Source organism: Clostridium sp. DMHC 10, assembly GCF_001270375.1.
GTDB lineage: Bacteria > Bacillota > Clostridia > Clostridiales > Clostridiaceae > Clostridium_S > Clostridium_S guangxiense.
Genome location: NZ_LGVB01000015.1, coordinates 1,559,189 through 1,574,738, shown reverse-complemented (window position 1 = coordinate 1,574,738; position 15,550 = coordinate 1,559,189). Strand labels below are relative to the sequence as shown.

General features: G+C 34.2%; 11 protein-coding genes and 2 pseudogenes. All 13 read left to right on the top strand.

Translation table 11 applies throughout. From position 1 onward, the window contains the following. The first annotated feature begins 97 nt into the window (after positions 1–97). The 13 genes and pseudogenes from cimA to trpA all read left to right on the top strand — a co-directional run bounded on the left by cimA (position 98) and on the right by trpA (position 14,943). Positions 98–1,675: pseudogene (gene cimA, locus AGR56_RS09665) on the top strand (citramalate synthase). Position 1,676: 1 nt separating this feature from the next. Further along, positions 1,677–2,944: pseudogene (gene leuC, locus AGR56_RS09660) on the top strand (3-isopropylmalate dehydratase large subunit). After that, positions 2,945–3,436, top strand: coding sequence for a 3-isopropylmalate dehydratase small subunit (leuD, locus tag AGR56_RS09655; protein ID WP_053242085.1), 492 nt, complete (start codon positions 2,945–2,947; stop codon positions 3,434–3,436). It abuts the pseudogene before it with no gap. A gap of 137 nt (positions 3,437–3,573) precedes the next feature. Continuing rightward, on the top strand, positions 3,574–4,647 hold the full coding sequence (leuB, locus tag AGR56_RS09650) for a 3-isopropylmalate dehydrogenase (RefSeq protein WP_053242084.1): 1,074 nt from the start codon (positions 3,574–3,576) through the stop codon (positions 4,645–4,647). 16 nt (positions 4,648–4,663) lie between these two features. Further along, positions 4,664–6,322 (top strand): dihydroxy-acid dehydratase, encoded by a 1,659-nt coding sequence (ilvD, locus tag AGR56_RS09645; protein ID WP_053242083.1) that lies wholly within the window; start codon positions 4,664–4,666, stop codon positions 6,320–6,322. Between the two features lie 5 nt (positions 6,323–6,327). Beyond that, entirely contained in the window at positions 6,328–7,995 is a 1,668-nt protein-coding gene (ilvB, locus tag AGR56_RS09640) for a biosynthetic-type acetolactate synthase large subunit (protein ID WP_053242082.1), read from the top strand. 478 nt (positions 7,996–8,473) lie between these two features. Continuing rightward, a complete protein-coding gene (gene trpE, locus AGR56_RS09635) occupies positions 8,474–9,901 on the top strand; it encodes an anthranilate synthase component I (protein ID WP_053242081.1) in 1,428 nt (475 codons plus the stop codon). Further along, the gene (locus AGR56_RS09630) at positions 9,902–10,456 is read left to right on the top strand and encodes an aminodeoxychorismate/anthranilate synthase component II (protein ID WP_053242080.1); all 555 of its coding nucleotides are present in this window, start codon (positions 9,902–9,904) and stop codon (positions 10,454–10,456) included. It abuts the gene before it with no gap. Between the two features lie 12 nt (positions 10,457–10,468). Continuing rightward, positions 10,469–11,470 carry an anthranilate phosphoribosyltransferase gene (trpD, locus tag AGR56_RS09625; RefSeq protein WP_053242079.1) on the top strand — a complete coding sequence of 334 codons (1,002 nt, stop codon included), beginning with the start codon at positions 10,469–10,471 and terminating at the stop codon, positions 11,468–11,470. Between the two features lie 4 nt (positions 11,471–11,474). Then, entirely contained in the window at positions 11,475–12,266 is a 792-nt protein-coding gene (gene trpC / locus AGR56_RS09620) for an indole-3-glycerol phosphate synthase TrpC (protein WP_053242078.1), read from the top strand. 97 nt (positions 12,267–12,363) lie between these two features. After that, entirely contained in the window at positions 12,364–12,978 is a 615-nt protein-coding gene (locus AGR56_RS09615) for a phosphoribosylanthranilate isomerase (RefSeq protein WP_053242077.1), read from the top strand. Next, complete coding sequence (trpB, locus tag AGR56_RS09610) at positions 12,978–14,162, top strand: tryptophan synthase subunit beta (RefSeq protein ID WP_053242076.1); 1,185 nt, start codon at positions 12,978–12,980, stop codon at positions 14,160–14,162. The genes AGR56_RS09615 and trpB overlap by 1 nt, the downstream gene beginning before the upstream one ends. Beyond that, positions 14,152–14,943: a tryptophan synthase subunit alpha gene (gene trpA, locus AGR56_RS09605; protein ID WP_053243307.1), complete on the top strand. Its 792-nt coding sequence runs from the start codon at positions 14,152–14,154 to the stop codon at positions 14,941–14,943. Before trpB ends, trpA begins: the two co-directional genes overlap by 11 nt. The last annotated feature ends 607 nt before the right edge of the window (positions 14,944–15,550 follow it).

The following is a 15,550-nucleotide window of genomic DNA, read 5'->3' as shown; positions in this document are numbered from 1 at the left end:
TTTCAAAACTTGTATGTCTTTGAAGATATACAAGTTTTGTTCTTAAATAGGTTAATTTATGCAAATTCATTAAAAAGGTTAGAAGGGTGAAATATGGATAAGAAAGTTTATATTTTTGATAGTACTTAGAGATGGCTCACAAGCACAGGGAATTTCATTTAGTGTTATAGATAAAATAAAGATTGCAAAAAAGCTGGATGAATTAGGCGTAGATTATATTGAAGCTGGAAATCCAAATTCAAATCCAAAAGATAGAGAATTTTTTTTAGTGAGATAAAAAGTTATGAATTTAAGCATGCTAAAATATGTGCATTTGGAAGCACAAGAAGGCCGGATTTAAAGGTAGAAGAAGATAAAAATCTTAATGATTTAATAAATAGCGAAGCTAAGGTTATATGCATATTTGGAAAAGCGTGGGATTTTCATGTTGTCGATATAATAAAGACATCACTAGAAGAAAACTTAAATATGATAACAGAAAGTATAAAATATCTTGTTAAACTCAGGAAAGAAGTTATATTTGATGCAGAACATTTTTTTGATGGATTTAAACATAATAGGGAGTATGCCTTAAAAGTAATTTATGCAGCTAAAGAGGCAGGAGCAAAGTGGATTGTTCTTTGTGATACGAATGGAGGAACTCTTCCAAATGAAATTCAGGAAATTTCGAAATATTTAGTTGCAGAACTTGGGTTTGAAAATTTAGGTATACACTGTCATAACGATTGTGGTATGGCCGTAGCAAATTCTGTTGTTGGAGTTCAAAATGGAATTAAACATGTACAAGGAACTTTTACCGGTTTTGGAGAGAGATGCGGAAATGCAAATCTTTCAACAATAATAGCAAATTTACAATTAAAGCTTAATTATAGGGCTTTACCAGATGAAAAACTGGAGTATTTAACGCCAACTTATAATTATATATGTGAAGTAAGCAATGTGATACCAGAGGATAGAGAACCGTATGTTGGAAATTGCGCTTTTGCGCATAAAGGTGGTATGCATATAGATGCTGTTAAAAAGAATCCTATATCATTTGAGCATATATCACCATACAAAGTAGGAAATGAAAGAAAAATATTAATGTCTGAGGTTGCAGGCAGAGGAACAATACTTTCTGCTATAAAAAAAGTTAAATCCTAGTCTCAATAAGAATTCTGAAGAAACCAAATCAATAATGAAAAAATTAAAGGAATTAGAATATGCAGGATATCAGTTTGAAGGTGCTGAGGGAAGTTTTGAACTATTGGTTAGAAAAGAACTTGGAAAATTCAAACCATCCTTTGAACTTATAGAATATAAAGTTATAATTGATAAACCAAGTACTACAGACCACAGTGCCACAGCTATGGTAAAGATAAAAGTAAATGGAGTTTTAGAAATTACAGCAGCAGATGGAAAGGGACCAGTAAATGCCCTTGATAATGCCCTTAGAAAAGCACTCGAAGTTTTTTACAAGGATTTATCGAATGTTTACTTGAGAGATTATAAAGTTAGAGTAATAAGCGGAAATAAGGCAACAAGTGCAAAAGTAAGAGTACTTATTGAGTCTACAGATGGGGTTTCAACGTGGACTACAGTAGGAGTATCATATGACATAATAGAAGCAAGCTGGATTGCATTAGTAGATTCCGTAGAATATAAATTAATACGATCTAATAAGGAGGAGAATTAAAATGAAAAAACCTATGACAATGACACAAAAGATACTTGCTGCTCATGCAGGACTTGACTATGTTGAAGCCGGACAGCTTATAACTGCAAAGCTTGACCTTGTGTTAGGTAATGACGTAACAACACCTGTAGCAGTTAAGGCTTTTAAAACAATGGATATTAAGAAAGTTTTTGATAAAAATAAAATTGCAATAGTTCCAGATCACTTTACACCTAATAAGGATATAAAATCAGCAGAACATTGTAAGATGATAAGAGAGTTTGCAAGAAGTAAAGAAATAAAAAATTACTTTGAAATAGGTGAAATGGGAATAGAACATGCACTTATACCGGAAAAAGGTTTGGCAGTACCAGGGGATGTAATTATAGGTGCAGATTCACATACATGTACTTATGGAGCACTTGGTGTGTTCTCAACAGGAGTAGGAAGTACGGATATGGCAGTTGGAATGGCTACTGGAAAAGCATGGTTTAAAGTTCCAGAAGCAATAAAATTTGTCTTAAAGGGCAAGTTTAATAAGTGGGTTTCAGGAAAAGATTTAATACTCCACATAATAGGAATGATAGGTGTTGATGGTGCACTTTATAAATCAATGGAATTTACGGGCGAAGGGGTAGCAAATTTATCTATAGATGATAGATTTACAGTTGCAAATATGGCCATTGAAGCAGGAGCTAAAAATGGAATTTTCCCTGTAGATGAAAAGACAGTTGAATACATGAAGGCAGAACAGATAGAGAATTAAAGAAATTTGAAGCAGATGAAGACGCTGAGTATAGCAAGGTTATAGAAATTGACTTGAGTACTATAAAGCCAACAGTTGCTTTTCCACACCTTCCTGAAAATACAAAAACTGTAGATGAAGCAGGAGAGGTAGAAATCGATCAAGTAGTAATTGGTTCATGTACAAATGGAAGAATGAGTGACCTTAGAGTTGCTGCGTCAATACTTAAGGGTAAAAAGGTTAAAAAAGGAATAAGACTAATAGTATTCCCAGGAACACAAAACATCTATCTTGAAGCTATGGAAGAAGGGCTTGTAAGAACATTTATAGAGGCAGGCGGAGTTGTAAGTACTCCAACATGTGGACCTTGCCTTGGAGGCCATATGGGAATACTTGCAGAAGGTGAAAGAGCAGTATCAACTACAAATAGAAACTTCGTAGGAAGAATGGGACATCCTAAGAGCGAAGTATATCTTGCTAGCCCAGCAGTAGCGGCAGCTTCAGCAATAGCAGGAAAAATAGTATCACCAGAGGAGGTATTATAAATGAAAGCACAAGGAAGCGTTTTAAAATATGGAGATAATATAGATACAGATGTTATAATTCCAGCAAGATATTTAAACACATCAGATCCAGCTGAACTTGCAAAACACTGCATGGAAGACTTAGATGTGGATTTCTTAAAGAAACTAAAAAAAGGGGACATAGTTGTAGCTGAAAAGAACTTTGGATGTGGTTCATCTAGAGAACATGCTCCGATATGTATAAAGGCTGCAGGAGTATCCTGTGTAATAGCTAAAAGCTTTGCGAGAATATTTTATAGAAATGCAGTAAATATAGGTTTTCCAATACTTGAATGTGAAGAAGCAGTAGATGATGCAAGCACAGGAGATAAGCTTGAAGTTGATTTCATAGAAGGAAAAATTAAAAACCTTACTTTAAACAAAGAATACACGGCACAGCCATTTCCAGATTTCATGATCGAAATAATGAAAAATGATGGACTTACTAACTGTGTTAAGAAAGGAATGTTTTAAACAGAGAACAGATGACAGAGTACAGAGTACAGTGAAGGAAAATCATCATTCACTGTCATCTGTCCTCTGTACTTTGTACTCTGAATTTTATAAAAATTACAAGTACTTATAAAAATAGAAAGTTTGGAGATGTTTACATGAGTGAATATAAAATAGCCGTCATCCCTGGAGATGGTATAGGCGTTGATATAACAAGAGAGGCTGTAAAAGTTTTAGAAAAGGTAGGAGAAAAATACAATACTAAATTTAATTTTACAACTTTAAAAGCTGGCGGATGTGCAATAGATGAATTTGGAGTGCCTCTTCCAGAAGCAACACTTGAAGAATGTAAAAAATCTGATGCAGTATTTTTAGGAGCAGTTGGAGGTCCTAAGTGGGATGTTCTTCCTGGAGATAAGAGACCAGAAAAAGCACTTATGGGATTAAGAGGAGGACTTGGACTTTATGCAAATTTAAGACCAGCAAAAGTTTATGATGTTTTAAAATCAGCATCACCTTTAAAGCAGTCTATCATAGATAAAGGAATAGATTTACTGGTTGTAAGAGAACTTACAGGCGGAATATATTTTGGTCAAAGAGGAAGAGAAGTTCAAAATGGTATACCTTCAGCATATGACACAGAAAGATATAACGTAGAGGAAATAAAAAGGATAGCACATGTGGCTTTTAAAGCAGCTATGAAGAGAAAGAAAAAAGTTACATCTGTAGATAAAGCAAATATACTTGAGTCATCAAGGCTTTGGAGAGAAACAGTAACTGAAGTTGCAAAGGAATATCCAGAAGTTGAATTAAATTATCTTTATGTTGATAATACTGCAATGCAGCTAGTTAGAGATCCATCACAATTTGATGTAATAGTAACAAGCAATATTTTTGGAGATATATTGACAGATGAAGCTTCTATGGTAACTGGTTCTATAGGAATGCTTCCATCAGCAAGTTTAAGAAATGACAGCTTTGGAATGTATGAGCCAATTCATGGTTCTGCACCAGATATTGCAGGAAAAGACCTTGCAAATCCACTTGCACAGATATTATCAGCAGCTATGATGCTTGAATATTCTTTCAATATGAGTGAAGCGGCAAGGGATATAGAAAATGCAGTAGAAAAAGTTCTTGAAAAAGGATATAGAACTGGTGATATATATACGGAAGGAACAACCAATGTTGGAACTAAAAAAATGGGAGAACTTGTTCTCGAGGAACTTTAAGAGTGGAGGGATAATAATGAAATCAGATGCAGCTAAATGCGGTGTAGAGAAAGCTCCTCATAGGTCTCTATTTAAAGCTTTGGGTTTTATTGATGAAGAAATGAATAAACCTCTTATTGGAATAGCCAGCTCATACAGCGAAATAATACCGGGACACATGAACCTTGATAAGATAGTTCAAGCAGTTAAAGATGGTGTAAGAATGGCAGGGGGAGTTCCAGTAGTATTTGGAACTATAGGCGTATGTGATGGAATTGCAATGAATCACACAGGCATGAGTTATTCGCTTCCTTCAAGGCAAATAATTGCAGATAGTATTGAACTAGTGGCTAGAGCACATGCATTTGATGGCTTAGTGCTTGTACCAAATTGTGACAAGGTAGTTCCAGGAATGCTTATGGCAGCTGCAAGAGTAAATATACCGTCAATAGTAATTAGTGGTGGTGCGATGCTTGCAGGAAAAACCAATGGAAAAACTACAGATTTAAGTTCTGTATTTGAAGCAGTTGGAGCTGTAAATGCTGGAAAAATGTCTGAAGAGGAACTTTGTGAGCTCGAGAATTCAGCTTGTCCAACTTGCGGATCATGTTCAGGAATGTTTACTGCAAATTCAATGAATTGCCTTTCTGAGGTTTTAGGAATGGCACTTCCTTACAATGGAACAATACCAGCAGTTTATTCAGATAGATTAAGACTTGCTAAAAAAAGTGGAATGAGGGTTGTTGAACTTGTAAAGGATGATATAAAGCCAAGTGATATTTTAACAGAAGCTGCTTTTATGAATGCAGTATCTGTGGATATGGCACTTGGATGTTCAACAAATTCGCTTTTACATTTACCAGCAATAGCCTATGAATGCGATGTTGAGATTAATTTTGATAAAATAAATGAAATAAGTGAAAAAGTGCCAGATGTGTGTAAATTAAGTCCGGCAGGACATCACCATATAGAAGACTTGCACATGGCAGGCGGAATTCCAGCAGTTGTAAATGGACTTATAAAGAAAGGTATTTTGAATGAAAATTGCTTAACTGTAACGGGTAAGACCTTAAGGGAAAATGTTGAAAAAGCAGTTGTGAAAAATACTGATGTTATAAGGCTTGATAATCCGTATAGTGCAACAGGAGGGCTGGCAATACTAAGAGGTAACTTAGCACCAGATGGAGCGGTTGTAAAGAAGGCAGCGGTAGCTCCAGAAATGATGAAACATAAGGGACCCGCAAGAGTATTTGAAAGTGAAGAGGAAGTTTCTAAGGCAATTAGAGAAGGTAAAATTAATTCAGGTGATGTTGTCGTTATAAGATTTGAAGGACCAAAAGGTGGACCTGGGATGAAAGAAATGCTTTCACCTACTGCAGCACTTGCTGGAATGGGACTTGATAAATCAGTAGCACTTATAACAGATGGAAGATTTTCAGGGGCAACTAGAGGAGCATCTATAGGACATGTATCACCTGAAGCCGCAGAAGGTGGACCTATTGCATATGTTCATGAAGGTGATCTAATTGAAATAGATATAGAGAATAAATATATAAATTTATTAGTGCCAGAGGAAGAATTAAAAAATAGAAAACCTAAAGTTGTAGAAAAGCCTGTTAAAGGATACTTAAATGTATATAGAAAAGGCGTATCTTCAGCAAATACGGGGGCTGTTTTTCATAGTATAAAGGAGTGATAAGAATGGAGTATACCGGTTCAAGGATTATTCTTGAATGTTTAAAAGAACAAGGAGTAGATACCATATTTGGTTATCCTGGTGGGGCTATTTTGAACATTTATGATGCAATTTATTCATTTCCTGATATAAAGTGCATATTGACCTCACATGAGCAAGGGGCAGCTCATGCAGCGGATGGCTATGCAAGGGCAACAGGAAAGGTTGGAGTTTGTCTTGCAACTTCAGGACCGGGGGCTACCAATCTTGTTACGGGTATTGCAACTGCATATATGGATTCGGTACCTATGGTAGCCATAACAGGGCAGGTAGCTACACCTTTTATTGGAAAGGATTCTTTTCAAGAGGTAGATATTACAGGGATAACTATGCCAATAACAAAGCATAACTTTAGCGTAAGAAAAGTCGAAGATCTACCAGAAATAATAAGAAGAGCGTTTGCTATTGCAAAATCGGGAAGACCTGGACCTGTGTTGATTGATATACCTAAGGATATTACTGCAGCAAAATATGATTATAAAAGCATAACTATAGAGGAAAAGAATAATAATAATGAGATTAGTGAAGCTGAACTAAAAAGTGCAATTGAGGCTATAAATGAAAGTAAAAAGCCTGTTATAGTTGTTGGTGGTGGATGTAATATTTCTGATGCACGAGAAGTAATTCAAGAATTTCAAAGTAAATTGAAGTGCCCTGTATGTACTACAATGATGGGACTCGGTGCTTTTAGTGGAAAAAATCCTATGTTTACAGGCCTTGTAGGTATGCATGGAACTACTGCTTCAAATAAATGTATTTGTGAAAGTGACCTTGTAATAGCGATGGGGGCTCGTTTTAGTGACAGGGTTACAAGCAATACAAAGACTTTTGCTAAAAATGCAAAGATTCTCCACATAGATATTGATGAAGCTGAGGTATCTAAAAATATTAAAGCTGATGCTTTTGTAATTGGGGATATAAATAAGGTACTTGGAAAATTAAATAGCAGACTAGGAACTAGAGAAGAAAATGAATGGACTAGATTTGCTCTTGGTTTAATAAACAAAGATAGCTCTAGGTCAGTGAGATTAAATCCCAATGCTTCTGTAAATCCAATATATGTATTAAAAAAGCTTTATGAGCTTACAGATGGAGATGCTGTAATTACAACTGAAGTTGGTCAAAATCAAATATGGGCAACTCAAGGATATGTTTATACAAAACCTAGAACCTTCCTTACTTCAGGAGGACTTGGAACTATGGGATATGGATTTGGAGCTGCAATAGGAGCAAGTGTAGGAAAAAATAAAATGGTATTTGATATTGCAGGTGATGGAAGCTTTAGAATGAACTGCAATGAGCTTGCTACAGTAGTAAGATACAATTTACCGGTTAAAATAATTTTGTTAAATAACAGTGTACTTGGTATGGTAAGACAGTGGCAGGATTTATTTTATGAAAAGAGATTTTCAAGCACTACTCTTGAAAGACAAACGGATTTTGTAAAAATAGCAGAGGGGTATGGTGCACTTGGCATAAGAGCAAATACAAATGCAGAAGTAGAAGAAGCTCTTAAAAAAGCTATTGCTTATGATGGACCTGTGGTAGTAGATTTTTACGTTGATAAAGATGCTATGGCAACTCCAATAGTTCCTCCAGGGGCAAGTATAGAAAATATGTTGACTTTGGATTAATTTTGATGTATTATAATATTATAGTAATTTAAATTGTTAAAGTAATAAACCTAAGAGCAGAAGTAGTAGCTAAAAGGACATTGGTTTTTAATTATGTAAGCGAGTCTGGAACGGTGGGAGCCAGATACTAAAGCCTTTAGTGAATGGATCTGTGAGGTGATACTGCGAAATTTGTTCTTATTAATTGAGAACTGTGCGCTGTGAATTGTGCGCTGATCTGAGTAGTGGTATTCGGAAAGTCTACCGTTAAAAAGACAGGATATCGATATTCATATTATTGGTGAATTTTCCGTATCTGGATGAGGGTTTAATTGTGTATTCATAATTAAACTAAATATGGGTGGTACCACGACCACTTCGTCCCATAAAAAGGATGAAGTGGTCTTTTTTGCGTCTGGAAAAAATCAGTAATTAAGATAAAGTGAAAAAATAATTAACGGAAAATTCGAAATATTAAGTATTTTAAGGAGGAGTCAAGGTGTATAACATTTCAAAGACAGAATTTAATAATTTAAAAAAAAGCAAAAAATCATTTCAAGTTATTGTTGAGGAAGACTGTGATGAAATAACTCCTATATCAATATTTTTTAACATGCAGGGTAAAAACAAGTTTCTTCTTGAAAGTAATTATTTTAATAATTCTAAAGGTAGGTATTCCTTTGTTGGAACAGATCCTTATGCAATTGTAAAAAGCTATAGGGAAAAAATCTTTGTAGAAGAAGGGGAAGTAGTATACGAAGAACAAGGAAAAGTTTTAGATACAGTGAAAAGGCTTATAAAAGAGCACAGCATGGAAAAGACAGAATATACGTTTTCCGGAGGAGCTATTGGTTATATAGGCTATGACATTATAAAGCAGTATGAAAGAATTTCTGATGATAATGTGGATGAATTACAGATACCTGAAGCAATTTTAATGTTTTATAAAAAAATAGTAGGATATGATCATTTAACACACAAAGCTATATATATTTACAACGTGTTTTCAGAAGACCATGCATCCTTCGAAGATGTGTCTCTTGAAATTAAGAATATGAAAAAGGAAATAAAAACAAATAAAGGAATGCATGACATTAAACGAAGTAGTGTTGATAAAAATATAACTTCTAATTTTACTAAAGATGGCTTCTGTAAAATAGTTTCTAAGGCAAAAGAGTATATAAGAAAAGGCGACATATTCCAGGTGGTTTTATCGCAGAGATTTACTATGGATATAGATGAACAGCCTTTTGATATATACAGAAAGCTTCGTTCTAGAAATCCATCTCCATACCTTTTTTATATAGATTTTGGCGATTTTCAAATAACAGGTTCATCCCCTGAAAGCCTCGTAAGTGTTTATGGTGACAAAGTTATAACAAATCCTATAGCAGGAACAAGACCAAGAGGAAAAGACGAAAAGGAAGATTCAAAACTTAAAAATGAACTCATAAACGATGAAAAAGAAATAGCAGAACATTCAATGCTTCTTGATCTTGCAAGAAACGACATAGGAAAGATCAGTGAATTTGGAACTGTAAAAGTTGATAAGCTTATGGAAGTTGAATTTTACTCTCATGTGATGCATATAGTGTCAGAGGTTTCAGGAAAGCTAAAAGACGGATTTGACTGTTTTGATGCACTTAAAACTTGTATTCCTGCAGGAACTGTATCAGGGGCTCCTAAGATAAGAGCAATGGAAATAATAGATGAACTTGAGAATGTGAAAAGGGGCTGTTATGCGGGCGCAGTTGGCTATTTTTCTTTCGATGGAAACATGGATACATGCATAGCAATAAGAACTCTTGTAATAAAGAATAAAAAAGCATATGCACAGGCAGGTGGAGGAATAGTCTACGATTCAATACCAGAGAATGAATATCAGGAAAGTCTTAATAAATCAAAAATATTAAAGGAAGTGATATAAATGATTCTTATGATAGATAATTATGATTCCTTTACGTATAACCTTTATCAATATGTTGGTGAAGTATACAAGAATATAAAAGTAGTTAGAAATGATGAAATTACAATTTCAAATATAAGAAAGATTGATTTAGAAGGAATAATAATTTCTCCAGGACCAGGAACCCCTGATGATGCTGGAATATCAGTAGATGTCATTAGAAACTTTGCGGACACAGTTCCTATACTTGGTATATGCCTTGGACATCAATCTATTGCAAAGGCATTTGGTGGAGAGATTGTAGGTGCAAATGAAATAATGCACGGAAAAACATCAATAATAAAGCATAACAATGAGGAGCTTTTTGAAGGAGTAAGAAACCCCCTTAAGGTAATGAGATATCATTCACTTATTGCAGATAGAGAAAAGTTGCCGGGAAGTCTCAAAATTACAGCTAAAACTGAAGAGGGAGTAATTATGGGAATAAAGCATGCTGAATATAAGGTGTACGGACTTCAGTTTCATCCAGAATCTTATTTTACTGAAGATGGGAGAAAGATAATAAAAATTTTTTAGGAGGTATTTGTAATGTTAAATGAAGTGATAAAAAAGGTAACTGCATATGAAGATTTAACAGAAGAGGAGGCATACGAAGCAGTAAATAAAATAATGGATGGAAGGGTAGATGAAGCTCAAATGGCTGCATTCTTAGTAGCCTTAAAGATGAAGGGGGAAACTGCAGAAGAAATAACTGGTGCTGCAAAGGCAATGAGGGAACATGCCTTGAAGGTAGAACTAAAATCACCATATGCTATTGATACGTGTGGTACAGGAGGAGATGGAGCAAAAACCTTTAATATATCTACGGCAGCTTCAATCATAGCAGCGGCAGGAGGAGTAAAGGTAGCAAAGCACGGTAATAGGTCAGTATCAAGTAAAAGTGGAAGTGCAGATGTCTTAAGTGAACTTCATATAGACATAAAGCTTAATAAGGAGGAAGTAGAAAAATCTATTGATGAAAAAGGAATGGGATTTATATTTGCCCAAATTTACCATAAGGCTATGAAAAATGTGGGACCAGTTAGAAAGCAGCTTGGAGTTAGAACACTATTTAATATTTTAGGACCAATTACCAATCCATGTGATTTAAAAGGTCAAGTTCTAGGAGTTTATGATAAAAAACTTATTGATGTAGTTTCAAAAGTGCTCGTAAAATTGGGTAGAGAAAGGGCAATCGTTATGCATGGAAGTGATGGTCTTGATGAAATAACTACCACAGGAGAAACTTATGTTACTGAGATAAGAAATAATGAAGTGAAAAGCTACACAATTACTCCAGAGCAATTTGGAATTAAGAGAGCCTTTCTAAATGAGATAGAAGGTGGAACACCAGAAGAAAACGCAGACATTATTTTAGACATACTAAAAGGGAAAAAAGGAGCTAAGAGAGATATAGTGGTTTTAAATAGTGCAGCAGCGCTTTATGTTGGAAAAGCTGTGGAGGATTTAAAAGCGGGAGTAAAGCTTGCGGGAAAGCTTATAGATGATGGAACTGCATATGAGAAATACCAGCAGCTTGTGGGAGCGTGAAAATATGATATTAGATGATATTGTAGATAATAAATTAAATCAATTAAAGGAAGAAAAAAATATAATTAGTGAAGAAAAAATGCAGCAGCTTGCTTATGAATATGACAAGAAACCAAGAAATTTTAAGGATGCAATAAATAACGATAAAATATCGATAATAGCAGAAATAAAAAAGGCTTCTCCTTCTAAAGGTGTGATACTTGAAGATTTTAATCCATCTAAGATTGCAGAAACTTATGAGGAAATAGACATCAATGCTATATCTGTTTTGACAGAGAAAAAATATTTTCTTGGAAGAGATGAATATATAAAAGAAGTAAAGAAAATATCCACAAAACCTGTACTTAGAAAGGATTTCATTGTGGATGAGTATCAGCTGTATCAGGCAAAAGCAATAGGAGCAGATGCAGTACTTTTAATAGCAGCAGTGCTTAAAGATAAGCTTAAGTGTTTCTACAAAAAGACATTAGAACTTGGATTACATTCTATAACAGAGGTGCACAATGAGGAGGAAGCAAAGTTAGCAGCAGAAGCTGGATGCAGCATTATAGGTATAAACAATAGGGATTTAAGAGATTTTTCAACTGATTTAAGGACAACAGAAAAGCTTTTGAAATATGTACCAAAGGGCGTTATGGCGGTTTCAGAAAGTGCTATAAAAACGGTTAATGACATTAAATATGTTGCTTCACTGGGAGTGAGTGCTGTGCTCATTGGTGAGACATTTATGCGAAATATAGATAATGAAGCGGCTATAAGTCAGTTTTTAGATGAAGTAAAAAAATGTAATATTTAATCATAGCAAAAATGAATAAGAATCGACAAATTTTTATGAAATAACTATCAGTATAGAAATAAGTCGGAATATTCACATAAATGTAAAAGGAGGAAACATGATTAAGGTAAAAATTTGCGGCATAAAAAGACAAGAAGATGTGGAATTTGTAAATAAATATATGCCTGATTATGTCGGTTTTGTTTTTGCAAACAGTAAGAGAAAAGTCACCATGGAAAGTGCAAAGCTTCTTTCCTTAAACTTGAATACAGGCATAAGAAAGGTAGGCGTTTTTGTTAACGAGGAGTATAAAATTGTTAAAAATATTGCAGAAGCACTAAAGCTTGATATACTTCAATTTCATGGCAGCGAAGGTAACAAGTATATTAACCAATTTAATAATTATGAGGTATGGAAGGCGTTTAGTTTAACCTCCAAAAATGATATTAAATTAATAAAGGAATGCTGCGCGGATGCTTTTTTAATTGACAGCAAGGATGGAAATAAAACAGGAGGAACAGGAAAAGTATTTGATTGGAATTTGCTTAAGGCTGCTAAAGATTATATCGAAAAACCAATAATTGCAGCAGGTGGTTTAAATGAAAATAATGTAGAAATGTGCATAAAGGAGCTCAACCCATTTGGAGTTGATGTATCAAGTGGTGTAGAAACAGAAGGATTTAAAGACGAGGCAAAAATAAGAAAATTTATAATGAAAGTGAGGAATTTTTAATGAATGGAAGATTTGGAATATATGGGGGTCAGTACGTTCCAGAAACTATAATGAATGCCATAGAAGAGCTTGAAGTAGAATATAACAAAGCAATTAATGATGAAAATTTTATAAATGAATATAAATACTATCTTAGACAATATGTTGGAAGGGAAACACCTTTGTACTTTGCAGAAAACATGACAAAAGATTTAGGAGGAGCAAAGGTATATTTAAAAAGAGAAGATTTAAATCACACTGGTTCACATAAATTAAACAATGCACTTGGTCAGGTACTTCTTGCAAAAAGAATGGGTAAGAAAAAAGTAATAGCAGAAACTGGAGCAGGACAGCATGGGGTTGCAACCGCTACAGCAGCGGCTTTATTTGGACTTGAGTGTGAAGTATTTATGGGAGAGGAAGATGTTAAAAGACAAGCACTTAATGTATTTAGAATGAAAATTTTAGGTGCCAAAGTCAACTCTGTAAAATCAGGCTCATGTACTTTAAAAGATGCAATAAACGAGGCTATGAGAAATTGGGTAACAAACATAGAAAGTACTTACTATGTAATTGGTTCTGTAATGGGGCCTCATCCATATCCTACAATAGTAAAGGATTTTCAAAAGATAATAGGAGAAGAAATTAAAGCGCAAATGTTTAAAGTGGAAAATAAACTTCCAGACTATATAATTGCATGTGTTGGTGGCGGAAGTAATGCCATGGGAGCATTTTATGACTTTATAAAAGATGAAGGTGTAAATCTTATAGGTGTAGAGGCAGCAGGGTTAGGTCTAGATACTAATATGAATGCAGCAACACTTTCTAAGGGAAGCGTAGGTATAATACATGGAATGATGACTTATGTGCTTCAGGATGAAGACGGACAAATAACACCAGCTTATTCTGTTTCAGCAGGGCTTGATTACCCAGGAGTTGGTCCGCAGCATTCCTACTTAAAAGATTCTAATAGGGCAAAATATGAAACTGTAACAGATAAAGAAGCACTTGAAGCATTTTTATATTTATCAGAGAAGGAAGGTATTATACCAGCTCTTGAAAGTTCTCATGCTGTAGCTTATGCAATGAAGTTCGTACCAAAACTTCCTAAAGATAATATTGTAGTTATAAATCTTTCTGGAAGAGGAGACAAGGATGTAAATACCGTTATGGAAAATATGGAGGGATTAGATGATGAAAAATAGAATAGATTTAAAATTTCAGGAATTAAAAGAATCAAATAAAAAAGCAATGATATCATTTGTTACAAGCGGATATCCTGATATAAAAACCACAGAAGATATTGTTTTGAAAATTTCTTCTTCTGGCAGCGATATAATAGAACTTGGAATACCATATTCTGATCCAATTGCCGATGGTCCAGTTATTCAAACAGCATCCTCTAAAGTCCTCAAAGATAGAATAAAAATAGATGATATAATGAATATGGTGTCGAATATTAGAAAAAAAACTAACATTCCACTAGTCTATATGACATACTTTGGAAATGTGTATAAGTATGGTGTTGAAAAATTTATAAAAAGATCTAAAGATGTAGGTATAGATGGAGTAATAATACCAGATTTACCTCTAGAGGAAAGAAGCGAAATTGTAGACGCAGCAGTGGAGTACGGTGTATATATAATTCCTCTTGTTGCTCCAACATCAGAAAACAGAATAAAAAATATCGTAAATGGAGCGGGCGGATTTATATATTGTGTATCAACCAATGGAGTTACCGGAGTAAGAAGTAAACTATCTAGTAACTTAGAAGACTATATTTCTTTGGTATCAAAATATACTGAAATTCCTAAGTGCATAGGTTTTGGTATTTCAAATGCCGAAATGGCAAAGGACATAAAAGAGTACTGCGATGGAGTTATCATAGGCAGTGCTATAATGAAAATAATAGAAAAAGAAGTCAATAAAGAAAAAATGCTTAGTGAAGTTGGGAAATTTGTTTATTCAATTAAAGAAGTACTATAAAATATAAGAGTACAGAGTAGAGAGTACAGTGCGTTGGTGGAGAAAAATACACCCTAGCTGTACTTTTTATTTTGATAAAATTAATTGCTGTAGACTATTACAAATTTTAATTTAACTCAGAGTACAGAGTAGAGAGTACAGAGTAGAGTGAATGTGGATTTACCTTTCGTTACTCTCAGGTAAATCTTAGAACTTAATAGTGTCAGCTGCGCTGAACACTATATTTTAAGCGCTTTGCGCACATTAAGTTTCTAGATTTTTCGAAGCATAGCTGAGAAAAAATCATCATTCATTGTGAACTGTGCATTGTGAATTGTGAACTGAGTCAACTTCCAGTTTGTCGGGATAAATTTATTATTATCAATTTTAACCTTTCAAGTCTATATGCTTAATTATAGAATTTAAGTGTGCTTAATATAAGCTCCACTAGGTAGGTATTTCTGCCACCAAATGGAACAAATAGAGTATACAAACTATGTGGAACTTAAGCATTTTATTATTACAATCTGCCTCTTACTATAAAATAATTTAATAAATTAACAAATTATGCTTGACTGATTAAGCTTTCTGCCTTATAATAGTTTTTGTCGGTAATTGTTGTGTTAAT